Annotated in this window: 16 protein-coding genes; 7 read left to right on the top strand and 9 right to left on the bottom strand. The window is 69.7% G+C overall.

Going from position 1 to position 18,982, the window contains the following annotated elements; all coding sequences use genetic code 11:
- Positions 1–25: 25 nt before the first annotated feature.
- A complete protein-coding gene (locus EV382_RS13535) occupies positions 26–1,411 on the bottom strand; it encodes an extracellular solute-binding protein (protein ID WP_244236670.1) in 1,386 nt (461 codons plus the stop codon).
- 266 nt (positions 1,412–1,677) lie between these two features.
- Between EV382_RS13535 and EV382_RS13530 the strand changes: the two genes are divergently transcribed.
- The 4 genes from EV382_RS13530 to EV382_RS13515 all read left to right on the top strand — a co-directional run bounded on the left by EV382_RS13530 (position 1,678) and on the right by EV382_RS13515 (position 4,577).
- Positions 1,678–2,421 carry a GntR family transcriptional regulator gene (locus tag EV382_RS13530; RefSeq protein ID WP_130402005.1) on the top strand — a complete coding sequence of 248 codons (744 nt, stop codon included), beginning with the start codon at positions 1,678–1,680 and terminating at the stop codon, positions 2,419–2,421.
- 87 nt (positions 2,422–2,508) lie between these two features.
- Positions 2,509–3,078, top strand: a complete 570-nt coding sequence (locus EV382_RS13525; RefSeq protein ID WP_130402003.1) for a DJ-1/PfpI family protein — start codon at positions 2,509–2,511, stop codon at positions 3,076–3,078.
- 19 nt (positions 3,079–3,097) lie between these two features.
- Positions 3,098–3,919: an alpha/beta fold hydrolase gene (locus EV382_RS13520; protein WP_130402001.1), complete on the top strand. Its 822-nt coding sequence runs from the start codon at positions 3,098–3,100 to the stop codon at positions 3,917–3,919.
- A gap of 82 nt (positions 3,920–4,001) precedes the next feature.
- Positions 4,002–4,577 carry a dienelactone hydrolase family protein gene (locus EV382_RS13515; RefSeq protein ID WP_130401999.1) on the top strand — a complete coding sequence of 192 codons (576 nt, stop codon included), beginning with the start codon at positions 4,002–4,004 and terminating at the stop codon, positions 4,575–4,577.
- Positions 4,578–4,678: 101 nt separating this feature from the next.
- Here EV382_RS13515 and EV382_RS13510 read toward each other — a convergent pair whose 3' ends face one another.
- The 3 genes from EV382_RS13510 to EV382_RS13500 form a co-directional block, all read right to left on the bottom strand.
- The gene (locus EV382_RS13510; protein ID WP_130401997.1) at positions 4,679–5,668 is read right to left on the bottom strand and encodes a hypothetical protein; all 990 of its coding nucleotides are present in this window, start codon (positions 5,666–5,668) and stop codon (positions 4,679–4,681) included.
- 166 nt (positions 5,669–5,834) lie between these two features.
- Entirely contained in the window at positions 5,835–7,154 is a 1,320-nt protein-coding gene (tnpB, locus tag EV382_RS13505; RefSeq protein WP_244236669.1) for an IS607 family element RNA-guided endonuclease TnpB, read from the bottom strand.
- A 1-nt stretch (position 7,155) separates the two neighbouring features.
- The gene (locus tag EV382_RS13500) at positions 7,156–7,791 is read right to left on the bottom strand and encodes an IS607 family transposase (RefSeq protein WP_130401995.1); all 636 of its coding nucleotides are present in this window, start codon (positions 7,789–7,791) and stop codon (positions 7,156–7,158) included.
- A gap of 311 nt (positions 7,792–8,102) precedes the next feature.
- Between EV382_RS13500 and EV382_RS13495 the strand changes: the two genes are divergently transcribed.
- The gene (locus EV382_RS13495; protein ID WP_130401993.1) at positions 8,103–8,507 is read left to right on the top strand and encodes a DUF1062 domain-containing protein; all 405 of its coding nucleotides are present in this window, start codon (positions 8,103–8,105) and stop codon (positions 8,505–8,507) included.
- 227 nt (positions 8,508–8,734) lie between these two features.
- Here the strand turns inward: EV382_RS13495 and EV382_RS13490 are convergent, their stop codons facing one another.
- Entirely contained in the window at positions 8,735–9,454 is a 720-nt protein-coding gene (locus EV382_RS13490) for a VOC family protein (RefSeq protein WP_130401990.1), read from the bottom strand.
- Between the two features lie 115 nt (positions 9,455–9,569).
- A complete protein-coding gene (locus EV382_RS13485; RefSeq protein WP_130401988.1) occupies positions 9,570–10,862 on the bottom strand; it encodes a serpin family protein in 1,293 nt (430 codons plus the stop codon).
- A 247-nt stretch (positions 10,863–11,109) separates the two neighbouring features.
- Here EV382_RS13485 and EV382_RS13480 point away from each other — a divergent pair, with 247 nt between their 5' ends.
- Positions 11,110–11,466, top strand: a complete 357-nt coding sequence (locus EV382_RS13480) for a hypothetical protein (protein ID WP_130401986.1) — start codon at positions 11,110–11,112, stop codon at positions 11,464–11,466.
- A gap of 235 nt (positions 11,467–11,701) precedes the next feature.
- Positions 11,702–13,591, top strand: a complete 1,890-nt coding sequence (locus EV382_RS13475; protein ID WP_130401984.1) for a heavy metal translocating P-type ATPase — start codon at positions 11,702–11,704, stop codon at positions 13,589–13,591.
- Here the strand turns inward: EV382_RS13475 and fdhF are convergent.
- The 3 genes from fdhF to EV382_RS13460 form a co-directional block, all read right to left on the bottom strand.
- Positions 13,563–16,247, bottom strand: coding sequence for a formate dehydrogenase subunit alpha (gene fdhF / locus EV382_RS13470; protein WP_244236668.1), 2,685 nt, complete (start codon positions 16,245–16,247; stop codon positions 13,563–13,565). The genes EV382_RS13475 and fdhF overlap by 29 nt on opposite strands.
- A complete protein-coding gene (locus tag EV382_RS13465) occupies positions 16,244–17,965 on the bottom strand; it encodes an NAD(P)H-dependent oxidoreductase subunit E (protein WP_208758402.1) in 1,722 nt (573 codons plus the stop codon). Before EV382_RS13465 ends, fdhF begins: the two co-directional genes overlap by 4 nt.
- Positions 17,966–18,196: 231 nt before the next feature.
- Positions 18,197–18,982: an ABC transporter permease subunit gene (locus tag EV382_RS13460; RefSeq protein WP_130408783.1), complete on the bottom strand. Its 786-nt coding sequence runs from the start codon at positions 18,980–18,982 to the stop codon at positions 18,197–18,199.

Genomic DNA, 18,982 nt, shown 5'->3' with positions numbered 1-18,982 from the left:
TCGGTCGTCAGAGGGGCGGGGTTGCTCACAGTCCGCCGCCGCCCTTGCGGTTGCTTGAGTCGAGCACGCTCTGCTGCTCCTTGGCGATGTCGTCGAGCGCGTCCTTCGGCTTCTTCGCGCCGTTGAGGGCCGCGTTCACGTTGGTGTTCTCGATGTCGACGAGGCGCGCGTACTCGGGCACGTTCCACATGTCCCGCATGCGCGGAACCGAGTCGGCGTACACCTGGTTGAACGGCCCGGCGTTGAGGAACTCGGGCGACGCGAGGGCGTCGGTACGCGCTGGCACGCCACCCGCGGCGGCCCACTTCTTCTGGATGTCAGCCTGCTCGAACCACTTCATGAAGTTCAGCGCCTCGGCCTGGTTGGCCGCGGAGGAGTAGGCCGACACGTGCATCCCCATACCGCCGAGGGGGACCAGGTTCGTCTTCTGGCTCGGCAGGGTGGCGAAACCCAGTTTGTCGAGAATCTGCTCCCGGGAGGTGCCGAGCGTCGACTGCTTCGGATCGAGCAGGCCGCCGCTCGCGGCGATCCAGTTGAACGCGATGCAGGCCTTGCCCTGGGCGACCGCCGCGTTCACCTCGTCGATGAACCAGTTGCCGGAGCCCTTGGCGGTCAGCGGCTTCATCTTGTTGACCAGGACGTCCATCGCCTCCTGGCCCGCGGCGTCGTTGAGGACGCCCTCGATCTTGCGGTTCTTGGCGTCCCAGAGGTTGCCGCCGTAGACGCCGTTGACCGTGTTGTAGGTGACGGCCGCGGCGTCGGAGCCGTTTGCCTGGTGGAAAGCCAACCCGCTGACGCCGGGGTTGTCCGCCTGGCACTTCTCGGCGGTGGAGATCATCTCGTCCCAGGTCTGCGGCGGCTTGTCGCCGATCAGGTCCTTGCGGTAGATCATCGTCCAGGTGTCGCCGAGCAGCGGAAGTCCGTACAGGCTGGCGTTCTCGTCGCGCTTGCCGGTCTCGGCCTGGGGGAACTGGCCGTACGCCGCCAGGAGGTACGGGTTGTAGGCCGTGACATCGATGTTGTTCTTGACGAAGTCGGTGATGTCGAGGATGTTGCCGTTCGTCACGGCCTCGCCGATGTGCTGCGAGTCCAGGATCGCGATGTCGAAGTCGGTCTTGTGCGCGGCGAACTGGGTGAACATCGCGTCGTGCCAGTTCGCGTTCGGCACGGTGTTGACCTTGATGGTCGCGTTCGGCCGTACCTTCTTGTACTCCGCGTTCGCGAAGGCTTCCAGTGCCTGGGCGGGGGGCCACTCGAACCAGATGAAGCTGAGGGTCAGCGGGTCATTGGTGAGCTGCGGGATGGTCGCCGGCGCCTTGGGGGCGCTCGCCTTCTCACCGTCGTCCTTGCTGTCGCCGCACGCCGCCGCGGTCGTGGCCAGCAGCAGCATGGCGGCCGTCGCCAGCCGCACCTTTCGACCGGATGTTCGTCCTTTTTGCTGGGTATGCCGCATCGTGAAGCCTGCTTTCTGGTGGTGGGGACTTCTAGGGCCTCGCTATGTGCTTCGCCGAGCAGGTGCTGGGTTGTTCAGACGTGTTGCCGGGTTGTCGCGGGGGTGCCGGATGGCGGGCATCCGACACTTTTCCTATACGATCCGGTTGGGGGCGTCAGCATGTCGCAGCGTTGTGACGGATGTCAACAGGTTCCCGAAGACGCAGGAAAGGACCTCAGGTCACGATGGACGACGAAGCGATGAACGCGCGGGGCCGAAGGTCCGGGACGGGCGGAATGTCGCCGGGAAGATCCGGCGGCCGGCTTGCCGACGAGGTGTACGACACCCTGCTCGGACAGCTGATGTCGCTCCGGATCGAGCCTGGCTCCCGCGTCACGATCGACGTCCTGGCGCGAGAGCTGGGGGTCTCGCAGACACCGATCCGAGACGCCCTCAACCGCATGGAGGCCGAGGGCCTGGTCGTGCGTGTGCCCCATGCTGGCTACCGCATTCCTCCCCAGATCACCCGGCACCGATTCGAGGACATGCTCGAGGTCCGCCTGCTCCTCGAGCCGGCAGCGGCGCGCCGATCCGCCGAACGCGCGTCCCCGGAGCAGGTGGCCGGTCTGCGGCGGATGCTGGAGGAGATGGCGGAGCTGGAAGGGGGCAATGGGCTGATGGCCTACGGCGCCTTCGGCTTACGCGACGCCGCTTTTCACGATCTCGTCGCCCTGAGCGCCGAGAACCAGGTCATCCGTGAAACGCTCGCTCGCCTGCACAGCCACGTACACCTCTTCCGGCTTCACCACGACACCCAGGTCACTCACCTGGCCATGGCCGAGCACGAGGACATTGTGGCCGCGATCGCCGCGCGGGACCCGGACGCCGCCGCCTATGCGATGCGTCGACACATCCTGCGTTCGGGTGAGCGTTTTCGACGATTGTTCGACGAGGTCAAGGACGCGGACGCAATGGCGGTAGAGGCTTGACGGGCGGCTTGGGCCGAGGAATGCTAGCCCCACCGATCGGATCCGATTGGATCCACGCCACCCGCCATCAGATGCGAGGAGAAGCAGGTGCCCAGAGCGCTTCTGCTGACCGGCGACGCCGCCGAGGAACTCGACACCATGTATCCCTACTACCGCGTCCAGGAGGGCGGCTGGGACGTTGACGTCTCGTCGCGGACGACGCGTGACGTGCAACTGGTCATCCACGAGTTCGACCCCAACTCCGACGCCTATGTGGAGAAGAACGGCCGGAAGCTGCCGGTCGACGTGCCCTGGGCCGAGGTCGACGTCGAGCGCTACGACGCCCTCATCATCCCCGGGGGACGTGCACCCGAGTGGATCCGGGTCGACGCCGACGTCAGGCGCATCACCGAGCACTTCTTCGCGCGCAACCTCCCCATCGCGCTGGTCTGCCACGGCGCGCAGGTGCCAGCGGTGTACGGGCTCCTGAAGGGCCGGAAAACGGCGTGCTTCCCGCCCATCACCGGTGACATGGAGAACGCGGGCGCGACGGTCATCGACGCTCCCGACGTCGTCGACGGCAACCTCGTCTCCTGCCGGGGATGGCCCGACATGCCGCAATTCGGCCGGGCGATGATGGAGCTCTTCTCGAAGTCCGTCAGCTCCGCCTCGGCATGAACACACCCGGCCTGCTCCGGTGACGGCACTTCGGACCGTCACCGTCGACGGCTCTCCCGTCCACGTTACGGACAGCGGCGCCGGGCCTGCGGTGTTGATGCTGCACGGCTCCGGACCCGGCACGACCGGGTCCGGAGCCTGGGCAACGACGGCGCAGGCGCTGGGCGCGTCGTTGCGCCTGGTAGCTCCTGACCAGGCGGGGTTCGGCCGTACACCGCTCCCGGCCGGTTCCAGGGCTGGGCTGCGGCTGTGGACGGAGCAGGCCGCGGGCCTGATGGATGCCCTCGGCATCGAGCACTACGCGGTGGTCGGGCACTCCATGGGCGGTGCCGTGGCGCTGGCGTTGGCGGCCGCGCGCCCCCGGCAGGTCACCCGTGTCGTGGCGGTCGCCACGATGGGCGCCCCCGGGGCACCGCTCTCCGCCGACCTCGACGCGCTCTGGGCGGCCCCCGCCGGCCCGGTCGGGGCACGAGACATGCTGAGTCGCCTGTTCCTCGACCAAGCGCTCGTCACCGAAGCGGCCGTCGACGCCCGTGCCACCGCGATGCGAGCGGGGGCGGACGCATTCGCGTCGCTGTTCCCTCCACCCAGGGCACGGTGGGTCGAGGACCTCACCCTCTCGGCGCAGACGCTGGCAGCGATCCGCGCGCCCGTGCTCCTCGTTCACGGCGCCCAGGACCGCGTCACCCCGCTCGGGATGGCGACCCCGCCCCTGCTGGAGCACCTGGCCGATGTCCGTCTGCACGTGTTCGGCCGCTGCGGGCACGTGCCGGCGGTCGAGCACCCGCACGAGTTCCGGCAACTGCTGTCGTGCTTCCTCAGTCAGGAGCGAGGCCATTGATCGCCGCAGCTTCAGGCGTCGATGGCCCACCCGCAGTGTCGTAGAATGCCGCACACGGTGGGGCCCAGGATCGGGGGATCGCATGGCTGAGGTGTTGTTGTTCCACCACGCGCTGGGCCAGACGTCAGGGTTCCTCGCGTTCGCCGACGACCTGCGCCGTGCTGGGCACACCATCCACACCCCGGACCTGTACGACGGCCGGACGTTCCACACCCTGGACGAGGGCATCGCCCACGCTGAGGAACTCGGCTTCGGCACCATCATCGAACGCGGCACGCGGATGGCCGACGAGCTGCCCAGCGACCTGATCTACGCCGGCTTCTCTCTGGGCGTGCTTCCGGCGCAGAAGCTGGCCCAGACCCGTCCCGGAGCACGGGGGGCACTGCTGTTCTACTCCTGCGTGCCGGTGTCGGAGTTCGGCTCGTCATGGCCGGCCGACGTCCCGGTGCAGATCCACGGTATGGACGCCGACCCGATCTTCATGGACGAGGGTGACGTGGACGCCGCCCGCGAGATCGTCGCGTCCGCCCCGCAGGCGGAGCTGTTCCTGTATCCGGGAGACCAGCACTACTTCGCCGATTCCAGCCTGCCCTCCTATGACCCCCAAGCCACCGCCCTGCTCAGCAAGAGGGTGCTCGATTTCCTCGCCAGCCGTTAAATTTCCGCAGGGAGTTCTCGCCGACGCTGACGCCGTCAGCGGCGTCCGCTCATGTCGAGTCGACTCCGTTTCGGAGGCTGGCAGGCATGGAGAAAGCCGCGTCACTGCATAGCTGTCGCCGGTGGATGATCGAATGATTCGGGGCAGCGGAAGGTGTACAGCGAGTAGCCGCGCCCGATCTGCACGCCGACGGTGTCCGGGGACGCGGTCGGGTTTTCCTCAGACGGGCGCCAGCTGCAATTCATACCGTTCCAGTCGCCGGAGTCGACGGTGAAAATCAAGGTCATCGTGGTGCCGCAGGTTCCACAATCCATTGGGTAGGGATCGGTCAGTGACCAGTTCGCGTACCCGCCGACCTTCCACCCCGGCGCGAGCGACAAGTCAGTCTGATAGTGGGGACGGCTGTCGTCTTCGTCGTCATCCCACTCGTCGAGCCGTTCGCGGAGGCCATCGGGGAGCAGGTCGGCGTATTGGTGCTCGCGGACCTGCTCGGGGTGCACCACGCACGGAATCGGTAGATACATGTCGCTGATCACCGGCGGACAGGGAGGCGCAGCGAGTAGCGGGCCAACGGTGGAACTGTCGCGCCAGTACAGGAAGACGCGAGGGCTGTAGTGCCGGTCCGAGTGATCCACCGGGCACCACAGCACCTGGAGCAGGTCAGTGCCGTCCGGGCCGGCATAGTCCGGGATATCTTGTCGGTACAGCTGCGCGACCGGGACCAACGGGATGGGATCCTCGATCAGGTCGTCCAGCTCCAGAGCATCGGCCGCATCGAGCTCGGCTCGTTCCTCCGCACTCAAGAAGTCCCCGTCAAGCAGCGGTTCCCGGGCCCCTGCGGTTGCGAGGATCTCCCGCGTGCGGCGCAGCGCGGCCGGGGTGGTCAGGTTGTATGGCTCGTGCGCCCCGGCGTCGTCGCAGACCGGCCATGCCTCGTCGGCTGGCCACAGCAGCGGTCCGCCGACCGAACTGTCCGTGACGGTCGGAGTGCCGGGCCGGGGATGCAGCCGGGTAGCGGTGCTGGAATGTTCCCGCAGTTCGGGGAAGATCGCGGTGATGTCGAGGGGGCGCGGAGGCGTGGTGCGGGCCATAGAGGTGGATCATATGGCCCGCACCAGCGGGAAGCTGAGCTGGGCGCTCGGTGCTCTGCGTAAACTGCCCACGGCGGTACGGGTGACCTCGGCGACGAGTGGGTTCTCGCCGTCGGCCCGGTGCCGTCGGTCGCCGTCCATTACTGGGCTGTGCAGCCGTTACCTTTCAGTGCGCTGCAGTTAGCACACGTTTGGTAGTCCCGCCTTGCGGTGGGACGGTCCCGGTCTGACCGACTGATGTCGTGCCGGGTTCACGCTTCGTCGCCACCTGCCCGTGTACGTGGGTCTTCTGGTCGGCTCGACGTGCTGGCACCGGGCCACTCCCGGCGGTGTCGAATTTGGCCGCGAGAGCGGCCAGGTTGAGTGAGGCGTTGCGGTCGCGGTCGGTGACCAGGCCGCACGCGTTGCAGGTGTATTCGCGCTCGTGCAGGGCCAGTTTGGTTTTCACCGTGCCGCAGCCTGAGCAGGTTTTCGAGGATGGATACCAGCGGTCGGCAATTAGCAGCCGCCCACCGTTCCATCCCGTCTTGTACGCCAACTGCCGGCGGATCTCCGCGAACCCAGCGTCAGCGATGTGCCGTGCGAGCTTGCGGTTGGCGAGCATGCCGGTCACGTTCAGGTCCTCGACCACGATCGTGCCGTGTGTCGTGGCGATCCTGGTGGTGAGTTTGTGCAGGCCGTCGCGGCGCAGGTTCGCCACCCGGGCGTGCGCGCGGGCGAGCCGGGTCGCGGCACGCTCCCAGCGTTTCGAGGGGCGGCGGCCGGTACGCCGGTCGGGGCCGGTCTTGCGCGACAGAGCCCGGCCAAGCGATCGTATCCGCTGCTGCGCGGCCACCAGATGGCGTGGATTGTCGACCAGTTCGCCGGTGGACAGCACGGCGAGGTGCTTGATCCCGACGTCGACCCCGACCACCGAGCCGGGGTGGGCCGGGGTGCGTTCGACGCGATCGACTTCGACGGTGAACGACACGTGCCAGCGCCCGCCGTCAAGCCGCACCGTGGCGGACATGATCCGGGCCGTGCCGTTGTCGAGGCGGCGTGCCAGCTTGCGGGCGGACTCGTGCAGCTTCAGGCGGCCCAACCGCGGAAGCACGACGTGCATGCGGTCCGGTTCGACCCGGATCGCACCGGTGGTGAACCGCACGCTGGGCGTGGTGCGGCGGCGCGACCTGAATCGAGGAAAGCCGACTGGCCGCCCGGCGCGTTTGCCGTTGCGGGAGTCGGCCCAGTTCTTCAACGCTCGGGCCAGGGCGTCAAGGCCGGTGTTGAACGCCTCCTTGGACACCTCGGGCCACCACGGCGCTACCTCGGGCTTGGTCGCGTTCCACGCCTTCCGCAGTCCTGCGAGCGACCACGACAATGACGGCGTCAGATGTTCCTCGGCCACGCCGTAGGACCGCTCGGCGGCCCGCTGGTCCATAACCGCCTTGACCTTCGCGAGCGCCCAGTTATGGGCGACCCGGGCCGCCCCGGCATGCGCGAGCATGTCACGTTCCTGCCCGGCGGTGAGGTCGAGGGCGAACCGGTACGCCTGGATAGTCCTCAGGGGCGCCGTCCTCGGTGGCAGCCTCGACCGCCCGGCGGGCACGGTTCGCGGCAGCGCGCCTCCCGTACAACCGGGCGCACAGCGAGGTCAGGATCTCGCTCACGTCGTGGACCAGGTCGTCGTCGACCTCGGCCGGGTCGACGACCAGCAGCCGCCGTCCCTGCGCGGTCAGCGCGGCCTCGACATACTCGGCGCCGAAGCGGGCGAACCGGTCACGATGCTCGACCACGATCGTCGACACGCTGGGGTCACGCAGCAGAGCGAGGAACTTCTCGCGGTGCCCGTTCAACGCGGAGCCGACCTCGGTCACCACACGGTCCACGCCGAGTTGCCGGCCGGTGGCCCACACAGTCACCCGGGCGACCTGCCGGTCCAGGTCCGGCTTCTGATCGGCCGACGACACCCGGGTGTACACCACGGTCTGCCCGGCGTCACCGGTCACGCCAGTGACCGGCTCCCCGACCAAGATGAGACGACCGATCCGGTACGTGGGAACAGGCAGCGTCCCGGACTCATAACGCCGACGTGCCGTCGCGTACGAGATCCCGGTCGCCGCCGCCCATCCCTTCAAATTCACAACTCCGACCATAGTCGACTATCGATCACTCTTGAGTACCGACACACCAACAGCCGCATCCCTTCGTGCACGGCGGCTGTCGGTAGCCGCCTTGACCCTCAGTGCTCTGCACCACGACGAAATTGGGTGGCCTCGCCAGCCCGTCCCGCCCTACCTTTCAGCCGGACCCTTCTTCTCCGAACCGCTCACGAGAGGACTTCACCCCGCGTGACCCCGCCTGCTCTGTAAACCTGACACCTTCCCCGTGCATCGGTCGCCGACGTCGCCGTCGGCTTTTTTCCCATGCCTTCCGTCAGGTCTTCAGAGGGATCATGTCTACGCGTCCTCATATCGTTTCGTCCTGGGCCCTTCGGCGCACGCACCTTCCCCTGCTCGCGTTCCGCTGTGTCCACCGCCCGTTCGGCCTCGCCAGCACCGGCGACGGCACGTTCCGCATCAATGCCAACGGCAAACTCCTCGACATCCCGCTGTCGGTCGCCTGCGTTTCCTGCGACCGCAGCAGCAGAATCATGGTTCACGATCGCGTGGCGGTCCGGTACCTGGATTCAATCCGTGTGAAGGGCTGCCCCGGCAACTCCTGCCGCCGTGGCCCCGAGCTGGGGCGGGAGGCGCGGTGGCCCCGCCCCGGACTGCATCACGCGGCGGTCCGCGCGCGGTCACTCATGACCGGGCGCGAACGGAGATCAGGCCCGGCCCGATACCGGCGACGAGGCTGAACGGTCGAGTGCACAAGGCAGGTGGCCCGCTTCCGATGGGCCCGGGCTCATTTCTGACCGTACCGGCAGCGGCAGGGCCCTGGTTGAGCCGTTTCGGGAGCCCGCTCATGATGAGCGGGCTCCCCGGAGCCTGGCCCGGCTCGAACGGTGCTGCCATCCCTGGGGTCAGTGACGTGCGGTACCGGCGCCGCACGTTGGGCAGGTGAGGGAGGCGTTTGTATGGTGAGTCACCGCAGTGCTGCTGCGAGTTCGGTGGCGTTGTCGAACGCGGGTGCCGCCCTGTCGGATTCGTCGTCCGTGAGCGTGACGGACTGGGCGCGGGCCAGCATTTCGGCCGCGGTCTGTGGATCGTGCAGCACCATCGCGAGTTCGGCCCGGTAGACCAGGACTTCTACCTGCTCGACCGGGTCGTCGTCGGCTTGCGGGCGGGCCAACGCGCTGTCGAGGATCCGAACGGCCTGTCCGACGCTTCCCCTGGAATCGGCCTGTACGACCGCATTCGCCAGGGCCTTGGCCAGCCGCCCGGCAGGCGTGGCGGCCGGCATTGGCTCGGTGGCGGCGTCCCGAAAGACGCGGATCCAGTTGCCGCCCGGGTCGATGACGCTGAATCCGCCCAACCCGTCAGCGTTCTTCCGCGCCCTGGGCCGGGTCATCCGCGGCGTTCCGGACACCAGCACCTTGCCGTACGCGGCGCGCATGCCGGCGGCGAAGGCCCGATGTAGTCCCTCGATGTCCGCGGTGATGACGAGACAGGAGCCATAGGACTGCTCCGGGTCGAATCCGGCGATCTCGAAGAACTGCAGATGCAGGTCTTCCCGCTGTACTCCCACACAGGCGTTGGGCTTGCGTTGCTTGTAGGTGGTGCGAAAGCCGAGGACTCCGTAGAAGGCTTCGATGTCGTCAATGGATGCGCACGGCAGCAGGGGAACGGTCCGCTCGTTGGTCATGCCTCCTTCGTAGGCGTCGCAAGGTGTCCATCGCACATGGAAATAGCCGATCGTCGCCGTCGGTCATCCGATCGGCTGATGGCCCCGACCGCAACGCGTCCCGCTTGAACTGCGGTCAGGATGGGCCGGTGGCCAGGGGGTCGTGGACCCGGCCGATGAACAGCGGTACGCCGGTGAGCCGGTCGTGGATGACGTACAGGAATGGCCGGTCGACGAAGAACTGTGGGCCCTGTGGGATCGACGGCGGCCGGACGATGACGGCCGTCGCGGCGGCGGCTTCGGTGCCTTTCTCGTCCACGGCGATGAACGTCTCGTGGACCACGTCGTCGATGCGCAGGGTCGGTTCGGTGCTCATGCCGGTGAAGTTGGCCTGTGCGGTGAATGCCGTGGGCATGCCGAGGCCGCCGAGCGCGGCTGCCAGTTCAGCCGGTAGGCGGAACGTCCAGCGGGGCAGGCGTAGTTGGACATCGGTGATCTGGAACCCGGTCAGTAGCGCGCCCAGCCAGGTTGCGTTGAGGTTCGCCTCGACCGCGGCGAGATCGTCCCGGGTCGGCATGACAATGGCCATGGCAAGTCCGTCGCCCGCGTACGGGACGTCGACTGCGCGCCAACCGTCGCCCTCGAGGTAGCCCATCCTGTCGAACGGCCCGCGCATGATCGAGACGTCGACGACACTGCCGTCTTCCCGGGTGAATGGCCCTACCGCCGTGGCGGTCTCGGTGAACGGGTATTTCCAAGCTGCCTTGAGATAGATCGCGTTGGTGAGGATCAGGCGGGTGTCGGGGTTGACGGCGTTGGACGACAGCAGCTCCGGGATTTTCGCGTTGGTCCGATCCGACACCCAGGTGTTGATCTCCTGGCGGGCCGCCTCCGGGGCGTTGCCGAAGTCGACCGGGTGCGGCGCGGCACCGTAGTAGCCGGCCAGGGTGTTCCGGAACCTGGGCCGCAGGCACAGGTCGAGTCGCGTCCACAGCGCGTTGGCCGTGGTCAGCCGAGGCTGTTTGGTTCCGTCACCGTTCTGGTACTGGTCGGCGAGCATCTGATCAACGGTGTTGAACCCGCTGTCGAGCGCGCCGGGGCGCGGATGCGGTGCGTGGAGCACGGCATCCATCTCGTCCGCCGTGGTCGAGCCGGCGCCCGCTCTGGTCATCGCGAGCGCGAGCCCGACCGAGTACGGTGCGCACACCACATTGCCGCCTGCGTGGGTCGACGCCAGTGTGCGGTAGAGGTCGGCCGTGAAGCCGCGAACCGCGGTGGCGGCGGCCTGCGTCGTGGCCGGGTCCGGTGGTACGCGGTCGGTAGTCGTCGAGGTAGACGACGGGCCGAGCCAGCGGGGATGACCTGGGGTGGTGGTGAGGGCAGCGGCCGCAATCGGGACCGCCCCCAATACCAATCGACGTGTGACCATGTGTCGACCGTAGAGCAGCTCCACGGGGACCCGCCAGGCATAGAGAGAGATTAATCGAAGTTCGACAATGTGTGGGGCTCCTGGGAGGCGGGGAACGGCGTCCTACGAAGCCGGGATCCGTGCGCTCGATCAGGTCGGGGCGCGTTGCGGGACGCTGGCTGCGCGCCTTTGAACCAGGCACGGGGATGGGGTCTCTGGAAGCGGCGGTCCCCGCAGAGTGAGGTGACAGAACGTAGGCTCTGCGGCCATGCACAGCAGCCTGACCGAGCACGCTCGGTGCCTCTACGGTGACGAGTACCGGCCTGCGTCGCCGTGTGCCCTGGACCGCGATGAGCACTACTTTGTCGAAGAGCTGACCTTCGCGGACGCGGAAGCCATCCTTGCGATGCTTCGGGAACTCTGCCCGAACCTGGTCGACGGGCTTCTGCCGGTGTGGGTCCGCAATCTCGCGTACCGGCTCGTGCTCCTGCAGCGGCCGAACCAGCCGGCGCTCATGCGCGAGGCGGCCTACAGCCTGTACTCGCACGGTCCCGATTGGGACGACCGTGCGGCAGAGCTGCACAGCCAGGCCGACGCGCTGGAGGCCGCGGATAGAAACCAATGATGTACGTCTGAGCGTGGGCATTCCTGGCGTGGCGTGGATGTTGGTCTCTCACGAAAGAACAGGTCTTGTGGCCAGTTTCGACCGCATCGGCCTCGCGTGGTTGAGACCCTGTTGACGGCACCGTCGCCGTCCGGTGGCGGGCGAGCTCTCCGTCGCGGTCTGGGGCCGAGCCCGGCCGGTCGCCATCGTGTCGGCGGTCAGCGTGAAGGTTGCGCCTCGACCCGGGGGTGGGAACGTGGGCGGCGGGTCTACGGCGGGACGCTGGCGCAGGTGGCGCGACTTCGCGCCGCTGGCCGCGTTGACGGTGCCGGTACTGGTCGGTGCGGGGTTGTGGTTCGCCGACCGGCGCGGGGCCGCGAACGTGTGCTGGGCGGCGACGGCCTCGATCACGCTGGTGGTGACGCTGCGCTGGTTGGTGCAGTCGCTGCGGCGGGGTCGGATCGGCGTGGATGTGATCGCGACCCTGGCCCTGGTCACCTCCCTGCTGGTGGGTGAGTACCTGGCCGGCGCGGTGGTGGCGTTGATGTTGGCCAGCGGGCACGCGTTGGAAAGTTACGCCCAGGGGCGGGCGACGCGGGACCTGCACGAGCTGCTGGCGCGAGCACCCCGCCGGGCACGGCGGCGCGGTCCGGACGGCGGGATCCAGGACGTCGACGTGGGCGACATCCGCGACGGCGACTGCCTGCTGGTCGGTCCGGGTGAGGTCGTGCCGGTGGACGGCTTCGCCGAAGACGCGGCGATGGTGGACGAGTCCACCTTGACCGGCGAGTCCCAGGCGGTCGAGCGCCGGGCCGGGGACCGATTGGCCAGCGGGGTGGTCAACGCGGGCGCGGCGTTCGGATTGCGGGCCGCCGCCGCCGCGGCGGAGAGCACCTACGCGGGAATCGTCCGGCTGGCGGAGGAAGCGAACGCGGAGAAGGCGCCGACGGTGCGGCTGGCTGACCGGTACTCGGCGGCGTTCGTGCCGTTCACCCTGGTCCTGGCCGGTGTCGCGTGGGCGGTGTCCGGGCAGTTCGTGCGGGCGGTGGCAGTGCTGGTGGTGGCGACTCCGTGCCCGTTGCTGCTGGCCACCCCGATCGCGATCGTGGCCGGGTTGTCCCGGGCGGCACGGCGCGGCGTGCTGGTCCGCAACGGCGGCTCGCTGGAACTGCTGGGCCGGGCGCGGACCCTGCTGGTCGACAAGACCGGGACGTTGACGGCCGGGCGTCCGGAGCTGGCCGCGGTGGTGACCGCGCCGGGTGGTGACGGCGACGAGCTGCTGCGGGTGGCCGCCTCGGTCGAACAACTGTCCTCCCATGTGCTGGCTGCGGCGATCGTGCGGGGGGCGAAGGACCGAGGCATGCGGTTGGTGGTGCCCGCCGACGTGACGGAGGAGCCGGGCCACGGGGTGTGTGGCCGGGTCGACGGACGGCTGGTACGGGTGGGACAGCACGGGGGTGACCTGCCGGACTGGGCCGTACGCGAACGGCAGCAGGCGGAGGCGGACGGCGTGTCGACGGTGTGGGTGAGCCTGGACGACGTGCTGGCCGGGGCGGTGCTCCTCCGCGACCCGGTGCGGCCCGACGCGGGTGACACGGTACGGCGGTTGCGGCAGGCCGGCTTCCAGCGGTTGATCATGCTGACCGGGGACCGGCCGGAGGTCGCCGAGCGGGTGGCGCGGGCGGTGGGCGTGGAGGAGGTGGTGGCCCGCTGCTCGCCGCAGGAGAAGGTGGCCCGGGTGCGGGCCGAGTCCGACCGGGCGGTGACGGTGATGGTCGGCGACGGGATCAATGACGCACCAGCGCTGGCATCCGCCGGAGTGGGTGTGGCGCTCGGGGCGACGGGGGCGAGCGCCTCGGCGGACGTGGCGGATGCGGTGTTGTCGGTGGACCGGCTGGACCGGTTGGCCGACGCGGTGGAGATCGCGCGCCGGTCGCGGGCGATCGCGGTGCAGAGCGCGGGCGCGGGCATGGCGCTGGCGGTGGTGGCCATGGTCGTCGCCGCGTTCGGGGTGCTTCCCCCGGTGGCCGGCGCGTTCGTGCAGGAGGGCATCGACGTGGCCGTGATCCTCAACGCGCTTCGCGCCCTCGGTGGCGGTACCCGTGTCGGAGCCTTGGTTAGCCGGGGCGCAACGCGACGGCGGTGACCTTGTACTCGGGGCATCCCGTGGTGGTGTCGGCGCAGTCCGACGTGAGGGCGTTGGTGGGCTGGTCAGGGAAGGCGAAGGTGGTGAACACCTGTCCGGGGGCGACGCTGTCGGTGACGTTGACCGGGAAGGTGACCCGGGCACGCCGGCTGGCCACCTCGACCACATCGCCGTCGGCGAGACCGAGCCGGGCCGCGTCGTCCGGATGCACGTCCAGGGCCTCGCGGGGAACCAGGTCCAGGTTCGGCGTACGGCGGGTCATCGATCCGCTGTTGTAGTGCGCCAGCCGGCGGCCGGTGACGAGCACGAACGGAAAGCGCCGGTCGGGTTGTTCACCGGGCGGCAGGTACGGGCGGGCGGCCAGGGCGGCCCGGCCGTCCGGAGTGGCGAACCGGTCGAGGTAGAGCCTCGCCTCCCCGGGCTGGTCGGGTGCCCGGCAGGGCCAGTACAGGGGCCCGTCCCGGTCGAGCCGGGCGTGGGTGATCCCGGCGAACGTCGGGGTCAGGCTGGCGCACTCGGCCATGGCGTCGGCCGGGGTCGGGCAACCGAGGTCGGCGTCCATGGCGGCGGCGAGGAGGTGGAGGATCTCGAAGTCGGTCTTCGCCTGCCCGGGTGGTGGCAGCGCCGGGTGGACCCGCTGGACGCGGCGTTCGAAGTTGACGAAGGTGCCGTCCTTCTCCAGAAAGGAGACGGCGGGCAGGACCACGTCGGCGTGTTCGGCGGTGCGGGACAGGAACAGGTCGTGGCAGACGACGAGGTCGCAGGCGGCCAGCGCGGCCTGCACGCGTCGGGTGTCGGGGTCGGTCTGGGCGATGTCCTCACCGATGACGTACAGGGCGTGCAGCCGGCCGGTGGTGGCGGCGTCGAACATGTCGAGGATGCGCAGCCCGGGCCGGTCGGGCACCTCGACGCCCCAGGCGCGGGAGAAACGATCGCGGATGTGCGGGTCGGTGACGGATTGGTAGCCGGGAAGCAGGTCCGGTAGGGCACCCATGTCGGAGGCGCCCTGGACGTTGTTCTGCCCGCGCAGCGTGAGCACCCCACAGCCGTCGGTGGTGCCGACCGCGCCGGTGAGGATGGCCAGGTTGGCCAGGGTACGGACACCGTCGGTGCCGTGGGTGTGTTCGGTGATCCCGAGGCCGTAGACGATCGCCGGCCGCCGGGCGCTCCCGTAGAGGCGGGCCGCTTCCGCCAGGGTCGCCGGGTCGACTCCGGCCAGGTGGGCGGCGCGGTCGAGAGGATAGTCGCGGAGCACGTCGGTGAGCTCGTGAAATCCGCTGGCCCGGTGACGGACGAAACCCTCATCGACGTGACCGGCGTCGATCAGGGCGCAGGCGATGCCGTTGAAGACGGCCACGTTGGATCCGGGATGGGCCTGCACGTGGACGTCGGCGAAGCCGACCAGGTCGGTGCGGCGCGGGTCGATGACGATGAGCCGGGCACCGTCGAGGACGCGCTGTTTGATCCGGGCACCGACGACCGGATGCGCCTCGGTCGGGTTCGCCCCGGCGACGAGGATGCAGTCGGCCCGGTCGAGGTCGTCGAAGGGGTTCGTTCCGCCGGCCAGGCCGAACGAGGCGGTCAGGCCGGCCGCGGACGGCGAGTGGCAGAGCCGGGAACAGTTGTCGAGGTTGTTCGTGCGCAGGACGGTCCGGGCGAACTTCTGGGCCAGGTAGTTCTCCTCGTTGGTGGCCCGCGCCGACGAGATCAGCCCGATCGCCTCGCCGCCGTACCGGTCGCGGATGGCGCTCAGGCGGGCCGCCACCACGCCGAGTGCCTCGTCCCAGGTGGCCGGTCGCAGCGGCGAGTCCCGGCCGGCCGTACGGATCAGTGGAGTGGTGAGCCGGTCGCGGGAGCGGGTGAAGGCGTGCGCGAAGCGGCCCTTGACGCAGGCGTGACCGCGGTTGACCGGCGCGCCGTGGACCGGTGTGATCGCGGCGATGTGTTCGTCGCGGACGTGCACCCGCAAGGAGCAGCCGACCCCGCAGTAGCCGCAGGTCGTGGTGGTGGTGCGGTCAATCGGCGCCGGGTCCAGCAGCCCGGGCTCGGCCAGCGCCCCGGTCGGGCAGGTGTCGACACAGCCGCCGCAGCCCACACACGGCGAGGCGAGCCAGGACTCGCCGGCGCCAGCCACCACGACCGTGTCGAATCCCCGCCCGGCCAGAGACAACGCAAAGGTGCCCTGCACCTCCGCGCACATCCGCACGCACCGGCCGCAGGCGATGCACAGGTCACGGTCGAGCTTCACGTACGGGTGCGACACATCGACACCCCGGGCGTGGCCCGCACCGTGGAACTGGCTCCCGGTGACCCCGAAATGCGCGCAGGCGCGAACCAGTTCGCTGCGGTCGGCCGGGATCTGCAACGCCCGCGCCGGCTGCTCGGAGACGAGCAGTTCCAGCGCCAGCCGCGCCGCCCCGACCGCCCGCGGGTCGTCGGTGCGCACCGCCATCCCCTCGCGCACCGGCGTGGTGCATGAGGTGACCGGGTGACCGCCGTCCACGCTGACCAGGCATACCCGGCAGGAGCCCTGCGGCGAGATCCGGTCGTCGGAGCACAACCCGGGCAGGGTCGCCCCGGCCGCTCGCGCGGCGGCCAGCACACTGCTGCCGTCGCAGATGTCGACGGGGTTGCCGTCGATCGTCAACCGGATCATGCGGCCGGCCCTGGGAGTTCATCGGCGTACGCGCGGGTCACACTGCGGACGGCGCCGGCAACTCCACGCCCGAAGGCGCAGAGGCTCGCCATGTCCAGCACCTCCAGCAGCGGCTCCTGTTGTGCCAGTACCGCCGCCTGTCCCGGCTCGCCGATCCGCTCGGCAAGTTCGAGGCCCCGGCGGGTGCCGACCCGACACGGGGTGCACGCACCGCAGCTCTCCGCCGCGCCGAACGCCCACTCGTGCCGCAGGACCGCCGCCGCCGGCACCGCCGCGTCGAACGCGATCAGACTGGCGTGCCCCAGCGGCACGCCAGCCTGCGCCAGCGGTCTGGTCAGCAGCGGCAGGTCGAGCTGCTCCGGGGTGAGGAACCCCCCGAGCGGTCCGCCGACCTGCACCGCCCGCAGGCTGCGCCCGTCACGTAGGCCACCGCCGAGCTCCTGCACCAGGTGTCGTAGCGGGACACCGTACTCGACTTCGTACACGCCGGGGCGGCGGAACAGTTGGCTCAGGCAGACCAGTTTCGTGCCCGGTTCGTCGGGGTGGCCGAGCCGGGCGTACGCGGCCCCGCCGTGGCGCACCACCCAGGGGACGGCGGCCAACGTCTCCACGTTGTTCAACACCGTCGGCCGCCCGAGGAAGCCCTTGCTGGTCGGGTACGGGGGTCGGGGGCGGGCGTCGCCGCGCAGCCCGGAGACGGCGTGCATCAACGCCGTCTCCTCCCCGGCGACGTACGACCCGGCGCCCTCGACCACCTCCACGTCGAAGTCGAACCCGGAGCCGTGGATACGCCGGCCCAGATGCCCGCCCGCCCGCGCCTCGGCCACCGCGGCGCGCATCCGGTGGACGGCCGCCGGGTACTCCGAGCGGACCAGCACCAGCCCGTGGTGTGCGCCCGTCGCGAAGGCCGCGAGCGCGAGCCCTTCCAGGACCCGGTGCGGGTCCTGCTCCATCAACAACCGGTCACAGTACGACCCGGGATCGCCCTCGTCACCGTTCGCGATCACATACCGCGGCCCCGGCTCACTGGCGGCCATCGCCCACTTCTTCGCCGTCGGGAATCCGGCCCCGCCCCGACCCCGCAGTCCGGACGCCGCGATCTCACGGTTCACCCGCTCCGGCGAGCCGCCGGTCACCACCGCCGGCCATACCTCCCACTCGCCCTCGACGCCGAGCAGCCCGGCGAGAACAACCGGCGGGTCGACCCGGCTCTCGTACGGGATCGGCGGCGGGGTGCGCAGCGACGCGGCGGATCCGTCTGCGGCGCCGACCGACCCGTCGAGGAGACCGCCGAGGTCCCGGCCGGTGGCCGGCCGGTCACCGTCAAGCACCGCCGGTGAGTCGTAGCAATACCCCAGGCAACGCACCGCCTGCAACGACACCGACCCGTCCGAGGCGCAGGTGTCCCGGCGTACGCCCAGCACCCGCTCCAGATCCCGGACGTGCTCCCCACCGGTGCTGGCGAAACACGAAGTGCCCTCACACACCCGCACGTGCCGTCGACCGCGGCACCCCTGGGTGAAGTCCGCGTAGAAGGACGCCGCCCCGGCCACCGCCGCGACCGGCAACCCGAATTCGTCCGCGAGCCGCGTCAGGACGTCCGCGGTGATGCCGCCCCGCTCCCGCTGGACCCCGCGCAGCCTGTCCAGCAGCACGGTTCCCGGCCGGCCCAGACGCGCCTGCAGGCCAACGAACACCTCGCTCGGCTGCATCACCATGTCCCCCGCGTCACGTCGGCCTCCCGCCCGGAAGGTACGTGGCGAGGGCCGACCCGGGACGAACAATCAGCGGCAGGCACCCGAAGGGGGCTCGGCCCCACCCGGCCTCGCAGCCGGTCGCGACGAGTAACCGGCTCAACCGCCGGGGGGACATCGTCCAGGTCACCGCTCATCACGCCCAGCGCACGCATGCGCGGTGCCCGAGCGGGGCCGCACGGCTACCGCCCCGGGTCACGCGTCGCGCAGGTGCAGCGAGAGCAGGCCGGCCAGGAGGGCGCCGGCCGCCCACACGGCGAGGACACCCAGTCCCTGCCACGGTCCGATCGGCAGCGTGTCCAGTGCCGTCGTCGCTTGGATCTTCAGGCCGGCCAACATCGGCGAGAGCTGTTCGATCCGGTTCAGCCACTGAGGATCGGTGATGAACGAGGTCAGGATCGGCGCGACGTACAGCAGGAGGAGAATCGTGGCGATCGACCCTGCGGTGTCGCGGAGCACTGCGGCGACGCCGTAGCTCAACAGTGCCACCAGGGCGAGGTACAGCACGGTGCCGTACACGGCGCGTAGTGTCGGCTCGTCGGCGAGCGAGAGACGGTGATCGCCGTTGGCGGCGCCGACCGCCGCGCCGGGCAGAACCCGCCGGGCGGCGAGCAGCGAGCCGAGAGCGCCGAACGATCCGACGATGATCACCATGGCGGTGACGACGGCCGCCTTGCTCAGGTACAGCTGCCACCGGCGCGGTACCGCCGCCAGGGACACGCCGATCGTGCCGGTGGTGTACTCCTCGCTCATCACGAGGACGGCGAGCACGACGATGAGAGTCTGCCCGTACTGGGCGCCGGTGAGGCTGAGCTTCGGCAGGTCGTCCAGGCAGGTGGATGGCGTCGGGCAGAGGCGGTTGCCGGCGGTGGCCGTGACCGTCGCGCTGATGCCGACAGTCACGGCGACGGCGGCGAAGAGCAGCCAGGGCGTGCTGACGACGGTCCGCAGTTTTGTCCATTCCGCGTGGATGACGTGCAT

The organism is Micromonospora violae (assembly GCF_004217135.1).
Lineage (GTDB): Bacteria > Actinomycetota > Actinomycetes > Mycobacteriales > Micromonosporaceae > Micromonospora > Micromonospora violae.
This window is presented reverse-complemented; position numbering and strand designations above follow the sequence as displayed.